At 63.2% G+C, this 15,989-nt stretch carries 11 protein-coding genes, 1 tRNA gene and 1 pseudogene; 9 read left to right on the forward strand and 4 right to left on the reverse strand.

Annotated features, from left to right (window positions below; all coding sequences use genetic code 11):
• Positions 1 to 47 precede the first annotated feature (47 nt).
• Positions 48 to 1,616: an ABC transporter permease gene (locus ABD798_RS19530; protein WP_344876822.1), complete on the reverse strand. Its 1,569-nt coding sequence runs from the start codon at positions 1,614 to 1,616 to the stop codon at positions 48 to 50.
• Positions 1,617 to 1,790: 174 nt separating this feature from the next.
• On the opposite strand from ABD798_RS19530, the gene ABD798_RS19535 reads away from it, so the two are divergent.
• The 9 genes and pseudogenes from ABD798_RS19535 to ABD798_RS19575 all read left to right on the forward strand — a co-directional run bounded on the left by ABD798_RS19535 (position 1,791) and on the right by ABD798_RS19575 (position 11,960).
• Positions 1,791 to 1,867, forward strand: a tRNA-Leu gene (locus ABD798_RS19535).
• A 65-nt stretch (positions 1,868 to 1,932) separates the two neighbouring features.
• Complete coding sequence (locus ABD798_RS19540; protein WP_344876824.1) at positions 1,933 to 2,379, forward strand: tyrosine-type recombinase/integrase; 447 nt, start codon at positions 1,933 to 1,935, stop codon at positions 2,377 to 2,379.
• Positions 2,380 to 2,446: 67 nt separating this feature from the next.
• Positions 2,447 to 3,217: a tyrosine-type recombinase/integrase gene (locus tag ABD798_RS19545; protein WP_344876826.1), complete on the forward strand. Its 771-nt coding sequence runs from the start codon at positions 2,447 to 2,449 to the stop codon at positions 3,215 to 3,217.
• Positions 3,218 to 3,297: 80 nt separating this feature from the next.
• The gene (locus ABD798_RS19550) at positions 3,298 to 4,758 is read left to right on the forward strand and encodes an ATP-dependent nuclease (RefSeq protein WP_344876828.1); all 1,461 of its coding nucleotides are present in this window, start codon (positions 3,298 to 3,300) and stop codon (positions 4,756 to 4,758) included.
• 65 nt (positions 4,759 to 4,823) lie between these two features.
• A pseudogene (locus ABD798_RS19555) lies at positions 4,824 to 4,948 on the forward strand (NUDIX hydrolase); the annotation flags it as partial.
• Positions 4,949 to 4,979: 31 nt separating this feature from the next.
• The gene (locus ABD798_RS19560) at positions 4,980 to 5,633 is read left to right on the forward strand and encodes an NsdA family TPR-like regulatory protein (protein WP_486303716.1); all 654 of its coding nucleotides are present in this window, start codon (positions 4,980 to 4,982) and stop codon (positions 5,631 to 5,633) included.
• Positions 5,634 to 5,929: 296 nt separating this feature from the next.
• Positions 5,930 to 8,266 carry an nSTAND3 domain-containing NTPase gene (locus tag ABD798_RS19565; RefSeq protein WP_344876831.1) on the forward strand — a complete coding sequence of 779 codons (2,337 nt, stop codon included), beginning with the start codon at positions 5,930 to 5,932 and terminating at the stop codon, positions 8,264 to 8,266.
• A gap of 779 nt (positions 8,267 to 9,045) precedes the next feature.
• Complete coding sequence (locus ABD798_RS19570) at positions 9,046 to 9,546, forward strand: hypothetical protein (protein ID WP_344876833.1); 501 nt, start codon at positions 9,046 to 9,048, stop codon at positions 9,544 to 9,546.
• Between the two features lie 395 nt (positions 9,547 to 9,941).
• Positions 9,942 to 11,960: an NB-ARC domain-containing protein gene (locus tag ABD798_RS19575; RefSeq protein WP_344876835.1), complete on the forward strand. Its 2,019-nt coding sequence runs from the start codon at positions 9,942 to 9,944 to the stop codon at positions 11,958 to 11,960.
• Here ABD798_RS19575 and ABD798_RS19580 read toward each other — a convergent pair.
• The 3 genes from ABD798_RS19580 to ABD798_RS19590 are packed head-to-tail and all read right to left on the reverse strand — an operon-like array spanning position 11,934 to position 15,971.
• On the reverse strand, positions 11,934 to 13,670 hold the full coding sequence (locus tag ABD798_RS19580) for a hypothetical protein (protein ID WP_344876837.1): 1,737 nt from the start codon (positions 13,668 to 13,670) through the stop codon (positions 11,934 to 11,936). The two genes, ABD798_RS19575 and ABD798_RS19580, sit on opposite strands and share 27 nt — an antisense overlap.
• A gap of 7 nt (positions 13,671 to 13,677) precedes the next feature.
• Positions 13,678 to 14,967: a glycosyltransferase family 4 protein gene (locus ABD798_RS19585; protein WP_344876839.1), complete on the reverse strand. Its 1,290-nt coding sequence runs from the start codon at positions 14,965 to 14,967 to the stop codon at positions 13,678 to 13,680.
• On the reverse strand, positions 14,964 to 15,971 hold the full coding sequence (locus tag ABD798_RS19590; protein ID WP_344876841.1) for a pentapeptide repeat-containing protein: 1,008 nt from the start codon (positions 15,969 to 15,971) through the stop codon (positions 14,964 to 14,966). Before ABD798_RS19590 ends, ABD798_RS19585 begins: the two co-directional genes overlap by 4 nt.
• Between the last annotated feature and the right edge of the window lie 18 nt (positions 15,972 to 15,989).

The raw sequence follows: 15,989 nt of genomic DNA on the forward strand, positions 1-15,989 counted from the left end.
AGTTACCAGGCCGACGATCACGTAAACGCAGCGCTCTCCTGATCGTTTCAGCCCAGGTCGCGCCGCCGCAACCCGATGAGACCCATCCCCAGCAGCAGCGCCGCCAGACCCGTCATGAGCAGCAGCGGAGCGGGCTCAAGAGCTCCGCCGGAGAGCACTTTCGGCAGGTGGTGGAACGGCACCACCAGGTCCGCCACCCAGTAGTCGATGCCCATCGCCGGCCCCACGATCTCCCCGAACACGTTCACGAACACCCAGGTGGACCACCCGATCGCCGCCGCCTGCCTTGGCAACACGCCAACCGCCAGCGCCGCCACGCCCCCCACGATCCACACCGCGGGCAGCTGCACCAGCGCGCCCTCCACGAGCGCCCCCACCCGCCCGCTTGCCAAGCCCGCCGCCAACCCGCCCGCGCCCAGCACCACCGCCGAGCCCAGCACCGAGAACACCAGGTGGCTCGCCGCCCACCGAACCCGGCTCACCTCCGTCGCCAGCAAGGCCTCCGCCCGGCCCGAGGACTCCTCCGTCCGCAGCCGCAACGTCGCCAGCACCGGGTACAACGCCGCCGTGTAGCCCATCAGCAGCACGATCAGCCACAGGAACGCGTCCCCCAACGTCGCCGTCGGTGAGTCCGCGTAGCGCGCGAAGAACTCCTTCACCACCTCGCCCGCCCGCTCCGCCAGGTCCGGCACGTCGCTCGCCACTCCGCCCAGCAGCAGGCCCACCGCCAGGAACCCCAACGACCAGCCCGCCAGCAGCCCCCGGTGCAGTCGCCAAGCCAACGCCAACGGCCCCCGCACCGACTTCGACGTCCTCTGCCGCGCCGGCAACACCCCCACGCCCAGGTCGCGCCGCCCGTTCACCACGTACGCGGTTGCCAGGACCAGTCCCGCCACCACAGCCGGCACCAGGAACACCGCCCACGCGCGCTCCCCGTACGGGTCCACCAGGTGACTCCAGCCCTGCGGCGAGAACCACCTCAACCACCCTTCGCCGCTCGCGTCACCCACGAACCGCACCACGTAGCCCGCGCCCAGCACCCCCGCCGCCAGCACGCTCGCACTCCGCGCGTTCCCCGCCAGTTGTGCCGCCAGCGCCGCCACTGCCGCGAACACCACGCCCGGCGCCACCACGCACAGGCCGAACGCCACCGTGCCCACCGGCTCCACGCCCAGCGCCACCATCCCCAGCGCCGACAACACCCCCACCGCCAGGCACGCGCTCACTGTCACCAGCACCGTCGCCGTCAACTGCGCGTGCCTGCCGACCACTCCGGCCCCCAACAACTCCGCGCGCCCCGCGTCCTCTTCCGCGCGCGTGTGCCGCACCACCATCAGCAGCACGAACACTCCCACCAGCGAATAGACCGGGTCCCCGATCTTCCACGCCACCAGGCTCCCGAGGTCAGGCCCCGCGATCTCCCCGCCGAAACCCAGGAGGACCCGGTTGCCCACCACCTCGTCCACCAACGCTTGCCGCGCTTCCGCCGACGGCAACCTCCGGTCGTAGTACGGCACCATCCCGATGATCATCAGCAGCACCAGGCCCACCCACGCCGGCAGCACCACCCGCTCCCGCCGCAGCACCAGCCGCACCAACCGCCACGTCCCCGTCACACCCTCAAGCTACACAAACTTCACAACTTCATGAAGTCCGTGATCGCTCGGAGATCCGGCTCATACCCATCCGTGGTGTCCACCTCGACGCCCGAACGCGACGAGGACTGGCGCCACGCTGACCGACCTCCTCGACAACGTGATCGACAGACCACGTAGACTGCTCCCGAACACGCCCCCGTAGCCCAATCGGCAGAGGCAGCGGACTCAAAATCCGTCCAGTGTGCGTTCGAGTCGCACCGGGGGCACCACGCCTCACCAGGCAAAACAACCGAATCAAGATCCACTCAGTTGATCTTTGGGCACCATTGCGGGCATGAGTGCCGTTGGTGTCATGGCTGCTACGCGCCCTGACAGCCGCCGTAGAGGCAACATCGAGGAGCGCAACGGAGCACTCCGCGTCCGTCTCTACTCCGGCATCGACCCCGTCACCGGCAAGCAGGTCTACCTGCGCGCCACCATCCACGGCACCGACGAAGCCGCGTGGAAGAAGGCTGACGACAAGCTCGCCGAGTTCCGCACCCAGGTACTCCGCCAGCGCTCCGTCTCGTCGTCCGTGACGCTCGGGTACGCGCTCGATGAGTGGATGCGCGTGAGCGAGATCGAGGACAGCATGCGCAAGACCTACGACGGCTACATCGAGCGCACCATCCGCCCAGCGATCGGCGACGTGGCGGTCAAGAAGATCGACGCGCGAACCCTGGAGAGCTTCTACACGGAGCTACGGCGCTGCCGGATGATGCGACGGCAAGCCCTTCATTGAGGCGCACAAGGCCGTAGGGGAGCACGACTGCGCGACCAAGGGGTGCCGCGCCCACAAGTGCAAGCCCATGGCGGCATGCACTGCGCGGCAGATTCACGCGATCATCAGCGGAACCCTGGGCGCTGCCGAGCGCTGGGACTGGATCAGCAGCAACACCGCACGAATCGCACGCCGCCCAAAGCAGAAGCCGCCGGAGCCCGATCCGCCGACCTCTGCTGAGGCCGCGAAGCTCGCCGAAGAGGCGTTCCGCATGGATGACGACTGGGGCACGCTCGTCTTGCTCGTGATGACGACCGGAATGCGGCGGGGCGAACTGGTCGGGCTGCGCTTCTCATGCATTGACTTCGACGCCGAATTGATCGACCTTCGCCGCAATTGGGTCGGTGGCAAGGAGAAGGACACCAAGACCCACCAAAACCGCCGCATCGCCCTCGACACGGAAACCGTCGTGCTGCTGAAGGAACAGCGTGACCGAGCCGTCCAGCGCGTGCGCGCACTCGGTCGCAGGTTCACTGATGATCTGTTCGTCTTCAGCGGTACCCGAACGCCGAGCCACTCCGAGCCCTACTCGCCCAACGCAGTGACTCAGCGATACAAGGACATGGCAACGCGACTCGGTATCGATACGCACTTGCATGCACTTCGTCACTACTCGGCGACAGAGTTGCTGTCCGCTGGAATTGATCTCCGCACCGTCGCTGGCCGACTCGGTCATGGCGGCGGTGGTGCGACCACTCTGCGCGTCGACGCAGCGTGGGTCGCCGCTACAGATCGCAAAGCAGCCGAATCCTTGGTTCGCGCATGCCGAAACGAAATAGGTAAGAAGTCTAAGTCGTAACGGCCGGGCCAGCGCGCTGTGCTAGGCCGTAGCCTCTCGTCGAGCTGGCCAAGAAAACACCGGTGGTCGAGGGAGTCTCGATGAGCTTTGACGATGAGAGAAAGCGGCTGGTTGCGAAGTTTTCTCCGGCGCATCGCTACCAAAACTTTGGGGCCGCACTTCAGTCGATAGAGATTTCTGGGTTCCGAGGAATCGATGACTTGCGGATTCAAATCAAGGCTCCGATCGTCGCCTTCTGCGGTCTCAATGGAACTGGTAAGAGTACGATTGCCCAGCTGGCCTGTTGCGCTTATAAGAAGCCAAGCACTGCGGCTTTGAAGCGCTACTATGTCAAGGACTTCTTCCCGGTCTCTGTTGCTGATCCAAATCCCTTTGCTACTGCCGCGAGGGTCGTCTACACCTATACGGCAGAAAGAGGATTGGATAATCAGCAGGTAACTGTATCTCGCGCACAAAAGGAGTGGTCCGGCTATCAGCGGCAACCGGAGCGCGCCTGCTATTACGTAGGGTTCACGCAGTTTCTTCCAAAAGTTGAGAGAAAAGATCTGTCCATCTATAGAGGAAGCTTGGCTCAGCTTGGGCAAAGCCGCCCGTTGGAAGAGGATGCGGCAAAGAAGGTCTCTTCAATCCTGGGTATAGCCTATGACGATCTTTCGTTCACTGAGCTTACTTATCAGCAGCGTGCTACGGAACTCGCCAAGGCTACTGCCCATGGGGTGACCTACTCCGAGAATAATATGGGCTTTGGGGAGGGGCGAGTCGTCTATATGGTTAGAAGCATGGAAGAAGCGCCAGCTCAGAGCTTGTTCGTCCTGGAAGAGCCAGAAACTTCTCTGCATGGGGAAGCTCAGATACGTTTGGCTGAGTACTTGGTCGATGTGTGCAAGCGACGTGGGCATCAAGTGGTCATCACCACGCATAGCACGGCGGTAATACAGCGGCTTCCAGTGGAGTCTATAGTCTATATTCGTCGCCATGCTGATACGCGCAAGCTTGAAGCTTTCCCTGGGCTTCCCGCTTATCAGATTGATGCATATCTGAGGGGAGTGGGCGCGAAGCGTGATCACACCGTGTGCGTTGAGGATGAATTTGCGAAGGTATTGCTGCAGGAAGTTCTTAGGCAGTTTGAGCCTCGTTTGCTGAATGGGGTATCTATCGTCCCAGTCGGGGACAAAAGGGATGTTGCTGTCGCAGTGAAGGTCCTCAGGAGCGCTGGTGTGACTGCTGTAGGGGTCACTGATGCTGATGCTGGTGATTCTGGACCGGATCGAGTTCGGTCATTTCCTGGAAATCAGGCGCCCGAGAAAGAGGTGTTCAATAATGATGAGGTGAAGAAATTCTTTCGACGCGAGTATGAGGTTGATGTTTCCTCAGTCATTCTGTCATGCATGGATCACCATGAGTTTCCTGAAGTGGTGGCAAATCATGTCCACTCTTCCAGGGAAGTTGTAATGACGGAGGCGTGTCGTCAATATGTTGCCGCACATGGTTCTGGGTATTTCTTGAAAATTGTTGAATTTGTGAAGGGGAATCTTCAGTAACGGGTTCGCAGCTGATCAATAGCCTCGATTGAAGAGAGCTTCTGCTGATCCGTAGGCTGCTTGTTGTGACTGAAGAACACGGCGCATGAAGACCTTCGGTGAGCGGCTGGTCTACGACAACCGTTGGGTGCAGGTGGGGCTGGTCGACGTCGAGGCCCCGAACGGCGAGCGGTGGGACTACCACGTGGTCACCCCGTGTCCGCACCCAGCTCGTCATCTTGTTGGCTGAACTATCTACTCTGGCTGGCTGGCAAGCGCTAGAACTTGAGAATTTCAACGAATCGTGGCAGCACTACGAACGGGGACGGTCGGCGGCCATCGAATCTGGATCCATGTCGTTCGAGGTACACGCGGTCGCAGAACAAGCATTCGTACTGCTTGACATTGGCAAGACCACCGATGCAGTTGGCCTGCTATGCGCAGCGCGGGCCAGGGCAAGACGCTCGTCGTCATTCGTGTTGCAATCCTGGCTCGCGGCTGCCCACGGCGAGGCACTTGCGGCTGATGGAGAGAAGGAAGCGAGTCTCCGGGCGTTTGACAAAGCAGCCTCATTGCTTCCTGGTGAACCGGCCAATGAGGAAGAACCATACGTTGCTCTCGACTCGACTCATCTTGCACTTTGGCGTGGCCACGCTCTCGCGTGCTTCGCGGAAACAGATGCTGTCGAGGTATTGAGTGGTGTCTTCGGTCGACTTGACCCCTCATTCGCGCGAGCTGGGAAATCTCTGCGTGTAGACTTTGCGACTGCTCTTTTTGCTGCTGGTGAGCCTGATGAAGCTTGTGCGCAACTGAGCCATGCTAATCGTCTGGCAAAGGAGATCGGCTCAGCCCGTCAACTTCGTCGAGTCTCCAAGCTCTATGCTGCCATCGACTAATCGCGTGACGAACTGCGATCTTGCAGAGTACTTGTCACGACCTGGGTGACGCCAGGGAAGCCGGAGCGATCGGTTGCAGATCACCCCGGGTATGCAGTGCGTTCTGGTCGTTCCAGGCCGCCTGGGCTCGATCGCCGGTGACACGGGTGACGGGGCCGTTGTAGATGTTCATGTCGCCAGTGCTCCAGATGCCGCAGCTTCACCGGTGTTCACTGGCCTACGGGTTTCAACCGGGATGTAGATCGGTGCCGGTACTCTACACGTCTTTGACGAGTCGCTAGAGGGGGAGCTGACAGGTGCCGGAGTACGACTTCTCATCCCTGTCGCCGCACGATTTTGAGCTCTTGATGCGTGACCTTCTCAGTGCTGAGTATTCAACTCACTTTGAGGCTTTTGCGTATGGCCCGGACGGTGGAGTAGATTTACGTGGCCAGGTAGATGAAAAGAAGCTCATCGTTCAGTGTAAGCACTACGCGCGATCAAAATTCTCGGATCTTAAACGCGCCGTATCTAATGAAGTTGCGAAGATGAGGAAGGAAAGGCCGGATCGCTATCTATTGGCGACGACACAGGATTTGACTTGTGGCCAAAAAGATATTCTACTTACCGAACTGGGGACGCTAGTCGAGAGCTCTTCCGACGTACTATCGCGTTCGGATATTAACTACCTCCTCTCTGTTCATTCAAGTGTCGAAAGAAATCACTTTAAACTATGGCTAGCTTCTTCTGTTGTCCTGCAGCGTATTGTCAACAGCGGCGTATGGGAGCGGTCAGAGGCGCTAATGGAGACTGTGCAGAGTAGAGTCCGCCTCTATGTCTCCAATGTTAGCCATGACCGGGCAGTGCAGATGCTTGCAAATTCCCATGTGGTTGCTATTACTGGGGCCCCGGGGGTTGGCAAGAGTATGCTTGCCGATATGCTTCTTCTCTCTCATTGGGAAGAGGGATGGCAAGTTGTTGTGATCGACTCGAACATCGCCGAAGGGTGGTCGGCGTGGGCAGCGGGTCGTAAGCAGATATTCCTGTACGACGACTTTCTCGGGCAGACAGATTTCAGTGAACGATCGGTGAAGAACGAGCCAGCAAGTTTGACGAAGTTCATGGACCGTGTAGTTTTACATGCCGATAAGCGCATGGTTCTCACTACGCGCTCTCATATTCTTCGGCAAGCTCAGTCGCGTAATGAACCGCTGGCGCGCTCAAACCTAGAGTTCTGGCAGTGTGTGGTTGAAATGACCGACTTCAATCTGCTGCAACGGGCTCATGTGCTGTATAATCACCTATACTTTTCTGATAAACCCCGTTGGGTCGTGCAAGAAGTAGCACGAGATCTGGATGCCATCTGGTCTCTGGTTCGGCATTCCAACTTTACTCCCCGAATCGTCGAACTAATAATCCGTCGACCGCACAGTAGTGGAAAATCTCTTGTGCAGGCCATCAAGGCCGCATTCGAGCGTCCAGTCGAACTGTGGGGTCCAAGTTTCGAAAATTCTTTGTCTTCGGCAGCGCGAAACATTTTGCTTCATCTTGTTACCTTCCCTGTTAAGGGGGCGTCGGGGGATGATTTGAAGAAGGTGGCGACACTTGATTCGACGCCAATGGACTACAAAAATGCCTTGAAGGTTCTTGAAGGTAGCTGGATCAGCATCGAGAAGCTAAGTGGCCGGGATATTGCAGTGGCGTTCGCTAATCCGAGTTGTCGAGACTTCGTGCTGTCGTTCTTGGATGAGAATCCAGATTACCTAGAATTCTTGGCGTCCGATAATGTGGCGTTGCGGAATGTCTGCAATATTCTTATGTACTCAATCGCTGCAGTTGATGACCCGCCTACGTACAAGTTCGGTGGCCTTCGCCACTATGTCAAGAAAAACGCCGATGGGCTGGCGAGTGTAGTTGCACGCTTGTTTTCCCGCGAGCAGCGCTCTGAGAAGTTCTTCTCGGGGACTGATGTAATACTAGGTGTTCTGCTGGAAGTCGAGAAAAATCTGTCGCTAGGCTGGGGTGGCTGGTTGGCTAGGGCTGCTCTCGACGTAGGAGAGTCCGACGATAGATCGTATACGGTAGATTTCCGAAAAGCTTACAAGGTGCTTGCAGTAATCTGCTCCTATGCGCGTGTGCGCGGTGGGTCCCTGGGAGACATGAACGCTTTTTTGCTATGGTTCGAAGCTTGCCTAGAATCGGCGCAGGAAGATGCAGATTGGGTTGATCTTTACGATTTCTTCGTGGAGAGTGAAGGTCTTCCAGTATTGGGTTCGATCGACGTTAAATCTATGATCAAGTCCGCCGTCTTGGATTCAGTGGAAAGTGACCTAAGTAACCTGCATGCTAATTACAGCGGAGATCCCGAAGGGATGAGAGAGCGAATCCGAGAAATCAAGAGTATTGCAAGTCGTGTTGGTATTGACGACGGCGACATTGCTAGTCGAATCCGCTGGACTGAAGAACATGTAGCTGACTGGTTCGAGGAAGACCTATCTGGATTGGCGGATAGTGAATCCGAAGATGTTGACTACTCGCTGAGATTTGTAGGTGACGTGTCGCCTATGTCAGTCATGTCTAGTTCCTCGGGGCGCAGTCTTGGTGTGGACGATACGAAGAGGCAATTGGAAGAAATGTTTAAGCAGCTATTCTAGTGAACGTTATAGTTTGGCTAATGTATGGTGAGACTTCGATGACGAGATGCTTCATTAATTAATAGTTGCGAGTGTTGTGCTCATGTCTGCTTGCGGTCCTGGGGCCACCCTCGCTCTGTGGCGTTAGTACGCTGCTCGCAGGAGCATCTACTGTGGACCCACAGGGCATGAGTTTGGGCATGAACATCCATCGGTTCATGCCTGCAGAGCCATAGTTGGTGCCTTCGAAGAGCCCTTCTGCCCAGCTCGTAGGTGTGTTGCCTGTCCACCTAGCCGACTCAATATCCGTCCAGTGTGCGTTCGAGTCGCACCGGGGGCACCACCTTCCCGCTCGATGACCTGGGATCTTCCGTCCTTCCGGTCATCGAGGGGGGACATGATGATCGTGTGGGTGGCCTGCGGGTGGCCATGGGTGCGAGGCACGCCTGCCGCAGTGCGCTCCGTCACCGCCGTTTCGAGTTCGGGCAAGATTGACGTGTGGAGATCCGGCGTGACCACCAGGGTCGCGTGCGCCGGGATCATCAGTCTTGTTTGCTGGTCGCGATGTTCCTGCCTGTTTGCGATCGGTCGGCGGAACCCTCTCCTGCTTCATGGGCCAGGGCGGGATCCAGCGCTCGGCGGCTGGGCCTTCGCCGCCCGCGAGCGCTGGCGCACCTGGAGTCGCTGCGCGAGTAAGCCTTTTGTGTCAGCCGAAAGATGCCTCGGGCTCACAACCGACTACCTCACTGCGGCGTCGTCGTTTCGTATCAGTCACACTTCCTCGCCCGGAGGGCATTTCCTTGAGCAACACGATCCGTCGCGCGGGCGCCGCCGCACTGGCCGTCTCCGCGATCACCGCCATTGCCATTCCCGCCTCCGCGACCCCAGCTCCGGTTCCGACCGCGTCCGTGGCCGACATCGCCGTCGAGGTCACGCCCATGTCGACCCACGTCGCGAAGGACTCCACCGTCGACGCGACCGTGGTTGTGAGCAACAAGGGCACCGTCGCGCTCACCGGTGGCGACTGGTTCACCATTCGCATCCCGCACGGCATCGCCTTCTCCGGAGCTTCCGGTGACACCTGGAACTGCGTGCCCCGGCTGTCCGAGGCGTGGTCCCACGTGCACTGCCGCTCCGAGGCCCCCCACGCGCCCGGTACCAACCGCCCGCCGGTCAAGTTCACCGTGCGGCCGACGATCAGCGGTTCCGACACCAACGTCGAGGTCGCCGTCGCCGGTTTCCGCCGCGGCGAGTCGAAGTTCGACAACAACAGCGCCCTTCTCCGCATCACCGCCTACTGAGCCCCCCGCTTGACGAACCCCGTTCGATGAACCCTCGGCCCGTGCGGTTGCGCCGCACGCCGCCGTGGTTCGCCGGTCCTCGCGTGCCACCGACCTCCCACGATCACTGTTGACCGCCCCGATCCCACCGCAGTGACGACGTGCCGGGCGAGGGTTCGCTGCGCTGAGCGAGCCGACCCGGACGCGGCTGAGCGGCTGACCGGTCGAGAGCCGCGCGTGCACGGCCTGCCAGATCGGCTTGAGCGCGGGCGAGAGCAGCGGGTCCACGATGGTCGCTGGCATAGGTTTTCCCTGGCCCTGAGGAGGTTCAGGCAAGTACCTATATTGGTGACGGTCGTCTTCGTGACTCGGGCGATGGCGCACGCGCGGGGTGGCAGCTCGGTAGGGTGCGCGGAGTGGGTGGGACAACAGTGATCGCCAGGGGGCTCCTGCCGCTGCCGAGGGGGTTCGTCAACCGCGTCGTCGAGGTCGGTGCGCTCACGGAGGCGATCGGGCACGCGCGTTCCGCTGGCACGCAGGGCGTGTTCGTCCTGTCGGGTTTGCCGGGCGTTGGCAAGACCGTGTTGGCGGCGCACGTCGCGGGGCTGATCAGGACGACCTTCGAGCACGGGTCGCTGTGCGTGCGCATGGGGGCCTCCGCCGACGCGAACTCCGTGGACGAAGCGCTCACCTTCCTGCTGATCCAGCTCGGGGTCGAGCGGCTGCCGACCACCTCGCAGGAGCTGCGCGCCAGGTTCCAGGCGGAGACGGCCGACCGAGAACTGCTGCTGGTGATCGACGACGTGGGACCGGCCGCGCAGTTGACCAACCTGCTGCCCGCGTCGAGCCGCAGCGTCGTGCTGGCCACGAGCAGGCGCAGGTCGGAGGGCTTCGCGCGGGAGCGCTACCGCGTCATCGACGTGCCGGTGTTCGACAGGGACAGCGCCGCCGCGATGATCCGGGCGGACATCGGTGCCAATCGCCCTGACGCCGAAGAACGCGAGATCCAGGCGCTCGCCGAGCTGTGCGGGTACCTGCCGTTGGCCATGAGCGTCGCGGGAGCGCAGCTGGTGACCCGGCACCGTGGCCCGATCGCCGACTACCTGGAGCGCTTGGAGCGCGCGACATCGCGCATCGCTCAACTCACGATCGACGGTGAGCGCCCGGTCGAAGCGATCTTCGAGATCTCCTACCAGGACCTGGCCGAGGCGGAGCGGCGCGCCTATCGCTTGCTCAGCCTGCACCCCGGCACGCAGTTCGCTCTCACGACCGCGGCGGCCGCCATGGGGTGCGATGTCGACGAGGCAGAGGTCCTCCTGGAAGCCCTCGTCACGGCGAACCTGCTGTCGGTGGTCGGCGAGCGGCGCTACGAGCTGCACAGCCTCGTGCGCGATCACGCCGCCGCGCTGGCCAGGGAACAGGAGCACCCGGCCGATCTGCGTGCCGCGACGGCCAGGATCGGGGCGCACTACCTCGACTTCGCCGTTGCGAGAGAACAGGTTTTCAGCAACAGGCCGCACTTCGGTCCGCGCTTTGACGGGCAGGTTCCCCTCGCCTACGACGGCGAGGACGCCTGGCTGCGCGCGGCGGCCGATTTCGATCTGGAGCGGCCGAACCTGCGCCGTGCCGTGCGCATGGCGCTCGACGAACGCCTTGACCAGCTCGCGTGGCAGCTCGGCGAAGCCATGGTGACGTACCTGTTCCAGCGCGACCTCAGCGACGACGCCATCGACATCTACAGCACGGGTCTCGTGGCCGCGCGGCGGATTCAGGAAGATCCGGCCGACGGCGACGCGCGTCCGCTGCTGCGCATGCATGCCGAACTCGGAACCGCGTACTTCTCCGCGAAGGACAACGACCGCGCGCTGGAGCAGTTCGACCAGGCCCTGGCGTTGGCCGATCGGTTGCCCGCACACAGTGAAGCAGTGCTGGTGACCACGGCGAAGACGTTGGTGTGGAAGGCTTTCGACCACAGTCGGCGCGGGGCGGTCGAGCAGGCGGTTGTCCTCGTTGAGCGGGCGCGTTTGCTCATGGAGGACCCGAACTTCCCGGAGCGCATGCGCGCCAGGGAACTCGCCGTGCTCGACATGAACAGCGGTCCCATGTTCGCCTCGGTGGACCGGCACGCGGACGCCATCGCTGCCGGGGAGCGGGCCATCGCGTACCTGAAGCTCAGCAGGGAGAAGCACAACGCCGCGAAGGCGGTCGCCAACCTGGGCGAGTCGTTGGCCAAGGCTGGCGCGCCGTACCGGGAGCGGGCGATCTCCACCCTGACCGAGGCCGTGGACCTGTTGGCGCGCTTCGGAATCCTTTCCTGGGAAGCGCATTCGAGCGAGCTGCTGGGCGAACTGTTCGATGCGGCGGGGCAGTCGGAGCAGGCGCGAGTGTGGCACGGCCGGGCCGAGGAACTACGCGATCGCCTCGCCGGAAAGTGACTCCACGACGAGGTTGAGAGTGCGAGGGCCTGCCTTGATCGTGACGGTGAACGCCTCGTCGTTGTGCCCCAACGTCATTCTCTCGTAAAGCACGGCCGCGCCGAGTCCGATGTCCTCGCAGCGCAGCACCGCCCGAGCGCCTTCGCGGCTGAGCGCCAGGCAGCGCTCGCCTTGGCGGGACACGGCGAGCGCTGCGCCGCGATGCCGGCGGAGTGCGTCCGCCAACGCGACCTCGGCGGCTGACGTGGTCGGAGTGTCGGCGACGATGATCACGGCCGCTTCGTCGAGCAGCGCAGGGGAAGCGTGGTCCTCGTGCGCCACGAGGTGGGCCGCGTCCAGGTGGTCCGCGTTCGCCCTGTCGAGAAGCACCTCGGCGGGATACCTGTGCACGGTGGTGGGTTCGTCGTCGGTCGCGCCCAGACGGCATACGACGTGATCTGCCCGAATGTCCATAGTGGACGGTGTTGTGGCGCGGTGGACCGGGATCATCGGCACGGGTGGCGGTGTCGGAGGTTCGGGTAGACGCAGGTGCCGGTAGAACAACTCACGCAGACGCGTTGCGGACTCCCCGGGGCACGAGGTGAGCATCGCGCGGACCGCGTCGCCGGATGCCGGAGCCGTGATCGCGGCGCTGACCTGGTGGGCCAGCGAAGCGTGGCGGTTCAGGCGAAGTGCTGTCCTGCCAAGGACTTCGGCGGCGGAGCCGGTGGCGACGTCCTCGTCGGGGAAGGTCGCGAGCAGGACCGGTGCGCCGAGGCCAGCCGCGTAGCAGGTGGTCGCGCCGTGGTCGCCCACCACGAGGTCCGCGCTCACCAGCAGGGACTGCCAGCCTTCGACGGGCGGGATGATGATGAGACCGGCGCGGACGCAGTCGGCGAGCCACGTGTGCACCTGCCACGGTCCGTGGCCGTGCCAGATGTTGGGGTGGATCAGAGCGGCCACCCGGTACTCGTCCCGTGGCAGGCACGCGAGCAGCTCGCGGAACAGCGAGGGCCACGTTCCGAGCAGGGATCGGCGCCACCACGTCGTGCACACCGTCACCAGCTTCTGGCCGGGCAGAACTCCCAGCGCTTCCCGGTAGCGAGAACGCGCGTGCGCGCTGCGCACCATGCGGTCGTAGCAGGGATCACCGGCGACGACGGCGGTTTCTGCGGCGCTGGGAGTGATGGCGGCCAGGCGCGTCAGCTGCTCATCGTGGGAGAGCACCAGCGAGTCGGCGATGGGGCGCCCGTCGTAGAGCAGCCATTCCGGCGCGAGCCCGAACACGGACCGGTTTCCGGTTTCCGGTTTCCGGTTTCCGGTTTCCGGTTTCCGGTTTCCGGTTTCCGGTTTCCGGTTTCCGGGCGAATTCTTATTGTACCCCGCGCCGTGCGGAAGAATGACAACGGGCGCGGAGAACTCGGTGAGGCCGCCGTGGTTGGCCGCGATGACGAGGTGGAACTCGGTGTCGATCGCCTGGGACCACGGGATGACCACGACGCCGAGTTCGTCGAGCAGGCGGTGCAGTCCGTGGTGGAACGGGTCGGAGCCGTTCCAGCTGAACACCACCTGCACCCTCGGATCGGAGTCGAACACTGTGATCACGTCGAGCAGGCGCAGCAGCGAGGTGACGTGGTGCGCAACGACGAGGACGCACCGGTCCGGCGTGAGGGTGTTCCAGTGCTGTGCCTGAAGCCCGATGGGGACCTTGACCGGGGGAACGGCGGACACAGCTCTCCTAGGACGAATGGCTCGGCGCGAGGGTGCTCAGTAACCGTAGCCGACTGTCGGGGTCCGGAACGGTGAACCAGGGGGCCGCCCTGGTGAGGAAGTCCCGTACCGCCGCGTGGTGGTCGTAGTCGCGGAGAGCTCGCAACGTCGCCCGCTGCCGCATGGCTTCCAGATCACTCCTGCCGAGGCTCATCGCGCGGGTCAGCGCGGTGGCCAGTTCCGCTGGACTGCCTGGCGCGCAGGTGAATCCGGTCTCCCCGTCGATGACCTGCCCGGCGAGGCCATCGGCGGTGGTGGTGATCACTGGCGCGGCTCCCGCGGCGAAGGCCTCCATGGGGATGCGCCCGAAGGGTTCGGCGCGGGAGGGGACGACGACCCCGCGCAGGCCGGGGTGCCGCAACAGGGCGGGGACCTCTGGCGTGAACCGCTGGATGACCGTGGTGCTGATGTCCAGTTCTCGCAGCCTGCTCGCTAGCGAACGCTGGTAGGCGGTGGGTTCGGCGGTCTCCGAGGTCGCGGCGAACACGAGATGGGGGACAGGAGTTCTGCCGTGCCGGAGGAGCGCGAGGGCGTCAACGAGGTCGTCGAAGCCTTTGTACGGCTCGGCGCGTCCCATCGCCAGGAGGAAGTTCCCCGGCAGGTGGATGTCAGGGGGCGCTTGGTGCTGGAGGAGGTGCCAGTCCGAGGCGCACAGACCGTCCGGCAGCGGCATGAGGTGCTCGCGTGGCACCCCGTAGTCCCGGACGAGGTGATCGCGCATGAACGACGAGATCGTCGCGACGCGGGTTCCGGCGGTGAGAGCGCGTCGCTCCCAGGCAATGCGTTCCGCGTCGTGCGGAGTGTGCAGCACGGCGCTGGAGCGTGGCACCAGCACGACCTTGTCCCGTAGCTCAGGGGGGAGGAGTTCGGCCAGGCCGAGGAACGGCACGTCGAAGGCCACGATCAGCAGCTGGTCCGATGTCTCGGCGACGTCCCTGACGATCGTCGCGGCCGTGTCGGAACTGAGCGCCTGGAAGTTCGCCAGGCCGCCCCAGCGATCCTGGCCCGAGGTGTCGTTGGACACGGGGTGGATCGTCGCGCCCGCCCGGTCGAGCAAGCCTCGAACCCTTGTGTGCCAAGGAGAATGGTGCTCCGGGCTGGACGATGCCAGCCACAGTGGCAACACGGCCAGGCGCACGTCGCGCGGCAGCAGGTCGACGAGCGTCTCCAGGAAACCGTAGTTGGCGTAGCCCGCTCCCGTTCCACACCCGTAGAAGCCGTCGTGGATCGCCACGGCGACTGTGGGACGCCGACTCATTTCGGCGGGGAACCGGTGAAATCCGGCAGGAGCGTGTTGCTGTCGGTCACGGCGTTCCGCAGTGAATCGGCAGTGAGGCCGATGGCCGTCCGCAGGTCAACGCCGGAGAGATCGGCGTCTGTGAGGTCAGCGCCGGACAGACGGGTTCCAGTCATCGACGCGTCGCGAAGGCGGGCCCGGCTCAGATTCGCGCCAGTCAGGTCAGCATCGGTGAAGTTCGCCGCGCTGAGGACACATCTCGTGAAGGTCGCGCCGACAGCGCTCGCGCCCGTCAGATCGGCTTCCTTGGCCGTCGCGCCGGTCAGGTCGGCTCCGTCGAGCCGGGAGCCCGCCATGCGCGCGTTGCCGAGTTCCGTCCCAAGTAGACGGACCTGCGACAGATCGGCCTGTTCGAGGTTCGCCCGGCTGAGGTGTGCGCTGGCCAGGCTCGCCCCGCTCAGCCGGGCGCGGCGCAGCGACACGCCCGGCAGGACGACTCCGGCCAGGTCGAGCGGGTCGGACTCGGCGCGATCAGGACGCGTGCGCAGGGCGTTCACCGCCGCCACCACGTCGTCGCGGAGCCTCGACCGCTCAGGCGCTGAGCCGGCGTGGTGGCGCAGCAGCCCGGAGATCGTGTCCACCACCGCCTCGTGATCACGCGGTGAGTCGGCCATGATCCGCTCTAGCGTGCGCACTCCACCGGCCCGCACCGTCTCGTCGCCGGAGCCGAGGTGGCCCACCGCCGCGCTGAACCGATCGGTCACGTGCTTGTCCTGATCGAGGCGCTGCTTTTCCTTGTCCAGGAAGTACTTGCGAATTCCGTACCAGACTGTGACGAGGCCGCCCGCCGTGCTCACGATCTGGATGTACTGCGCGCGCACGGTGCTGATCGCCGCGAGCTGCTCGGTGGCGGTGAGGCCCGCGGCCCTGGCGCTCACGACCATATCGGGCAACCACAGCGCGGCTGCGATGAGCGCTAGGACGAGCAGCGTGACCGCGGTCGCGCGGAACCACCGAAGAGCCATGACCAACTCCAGTACACG

The sequence above is a fragment of the Allokutzneria multivorans genome (genome assembly GCF_039537405.1).
Classification (GTDB): domain Bacteria; phylum Actinomycetota; class Actinomycetes; order Mycobacteriales; family Pseudonocardiaceae; genus Allokutzneria; species Allokutzneria multivorans.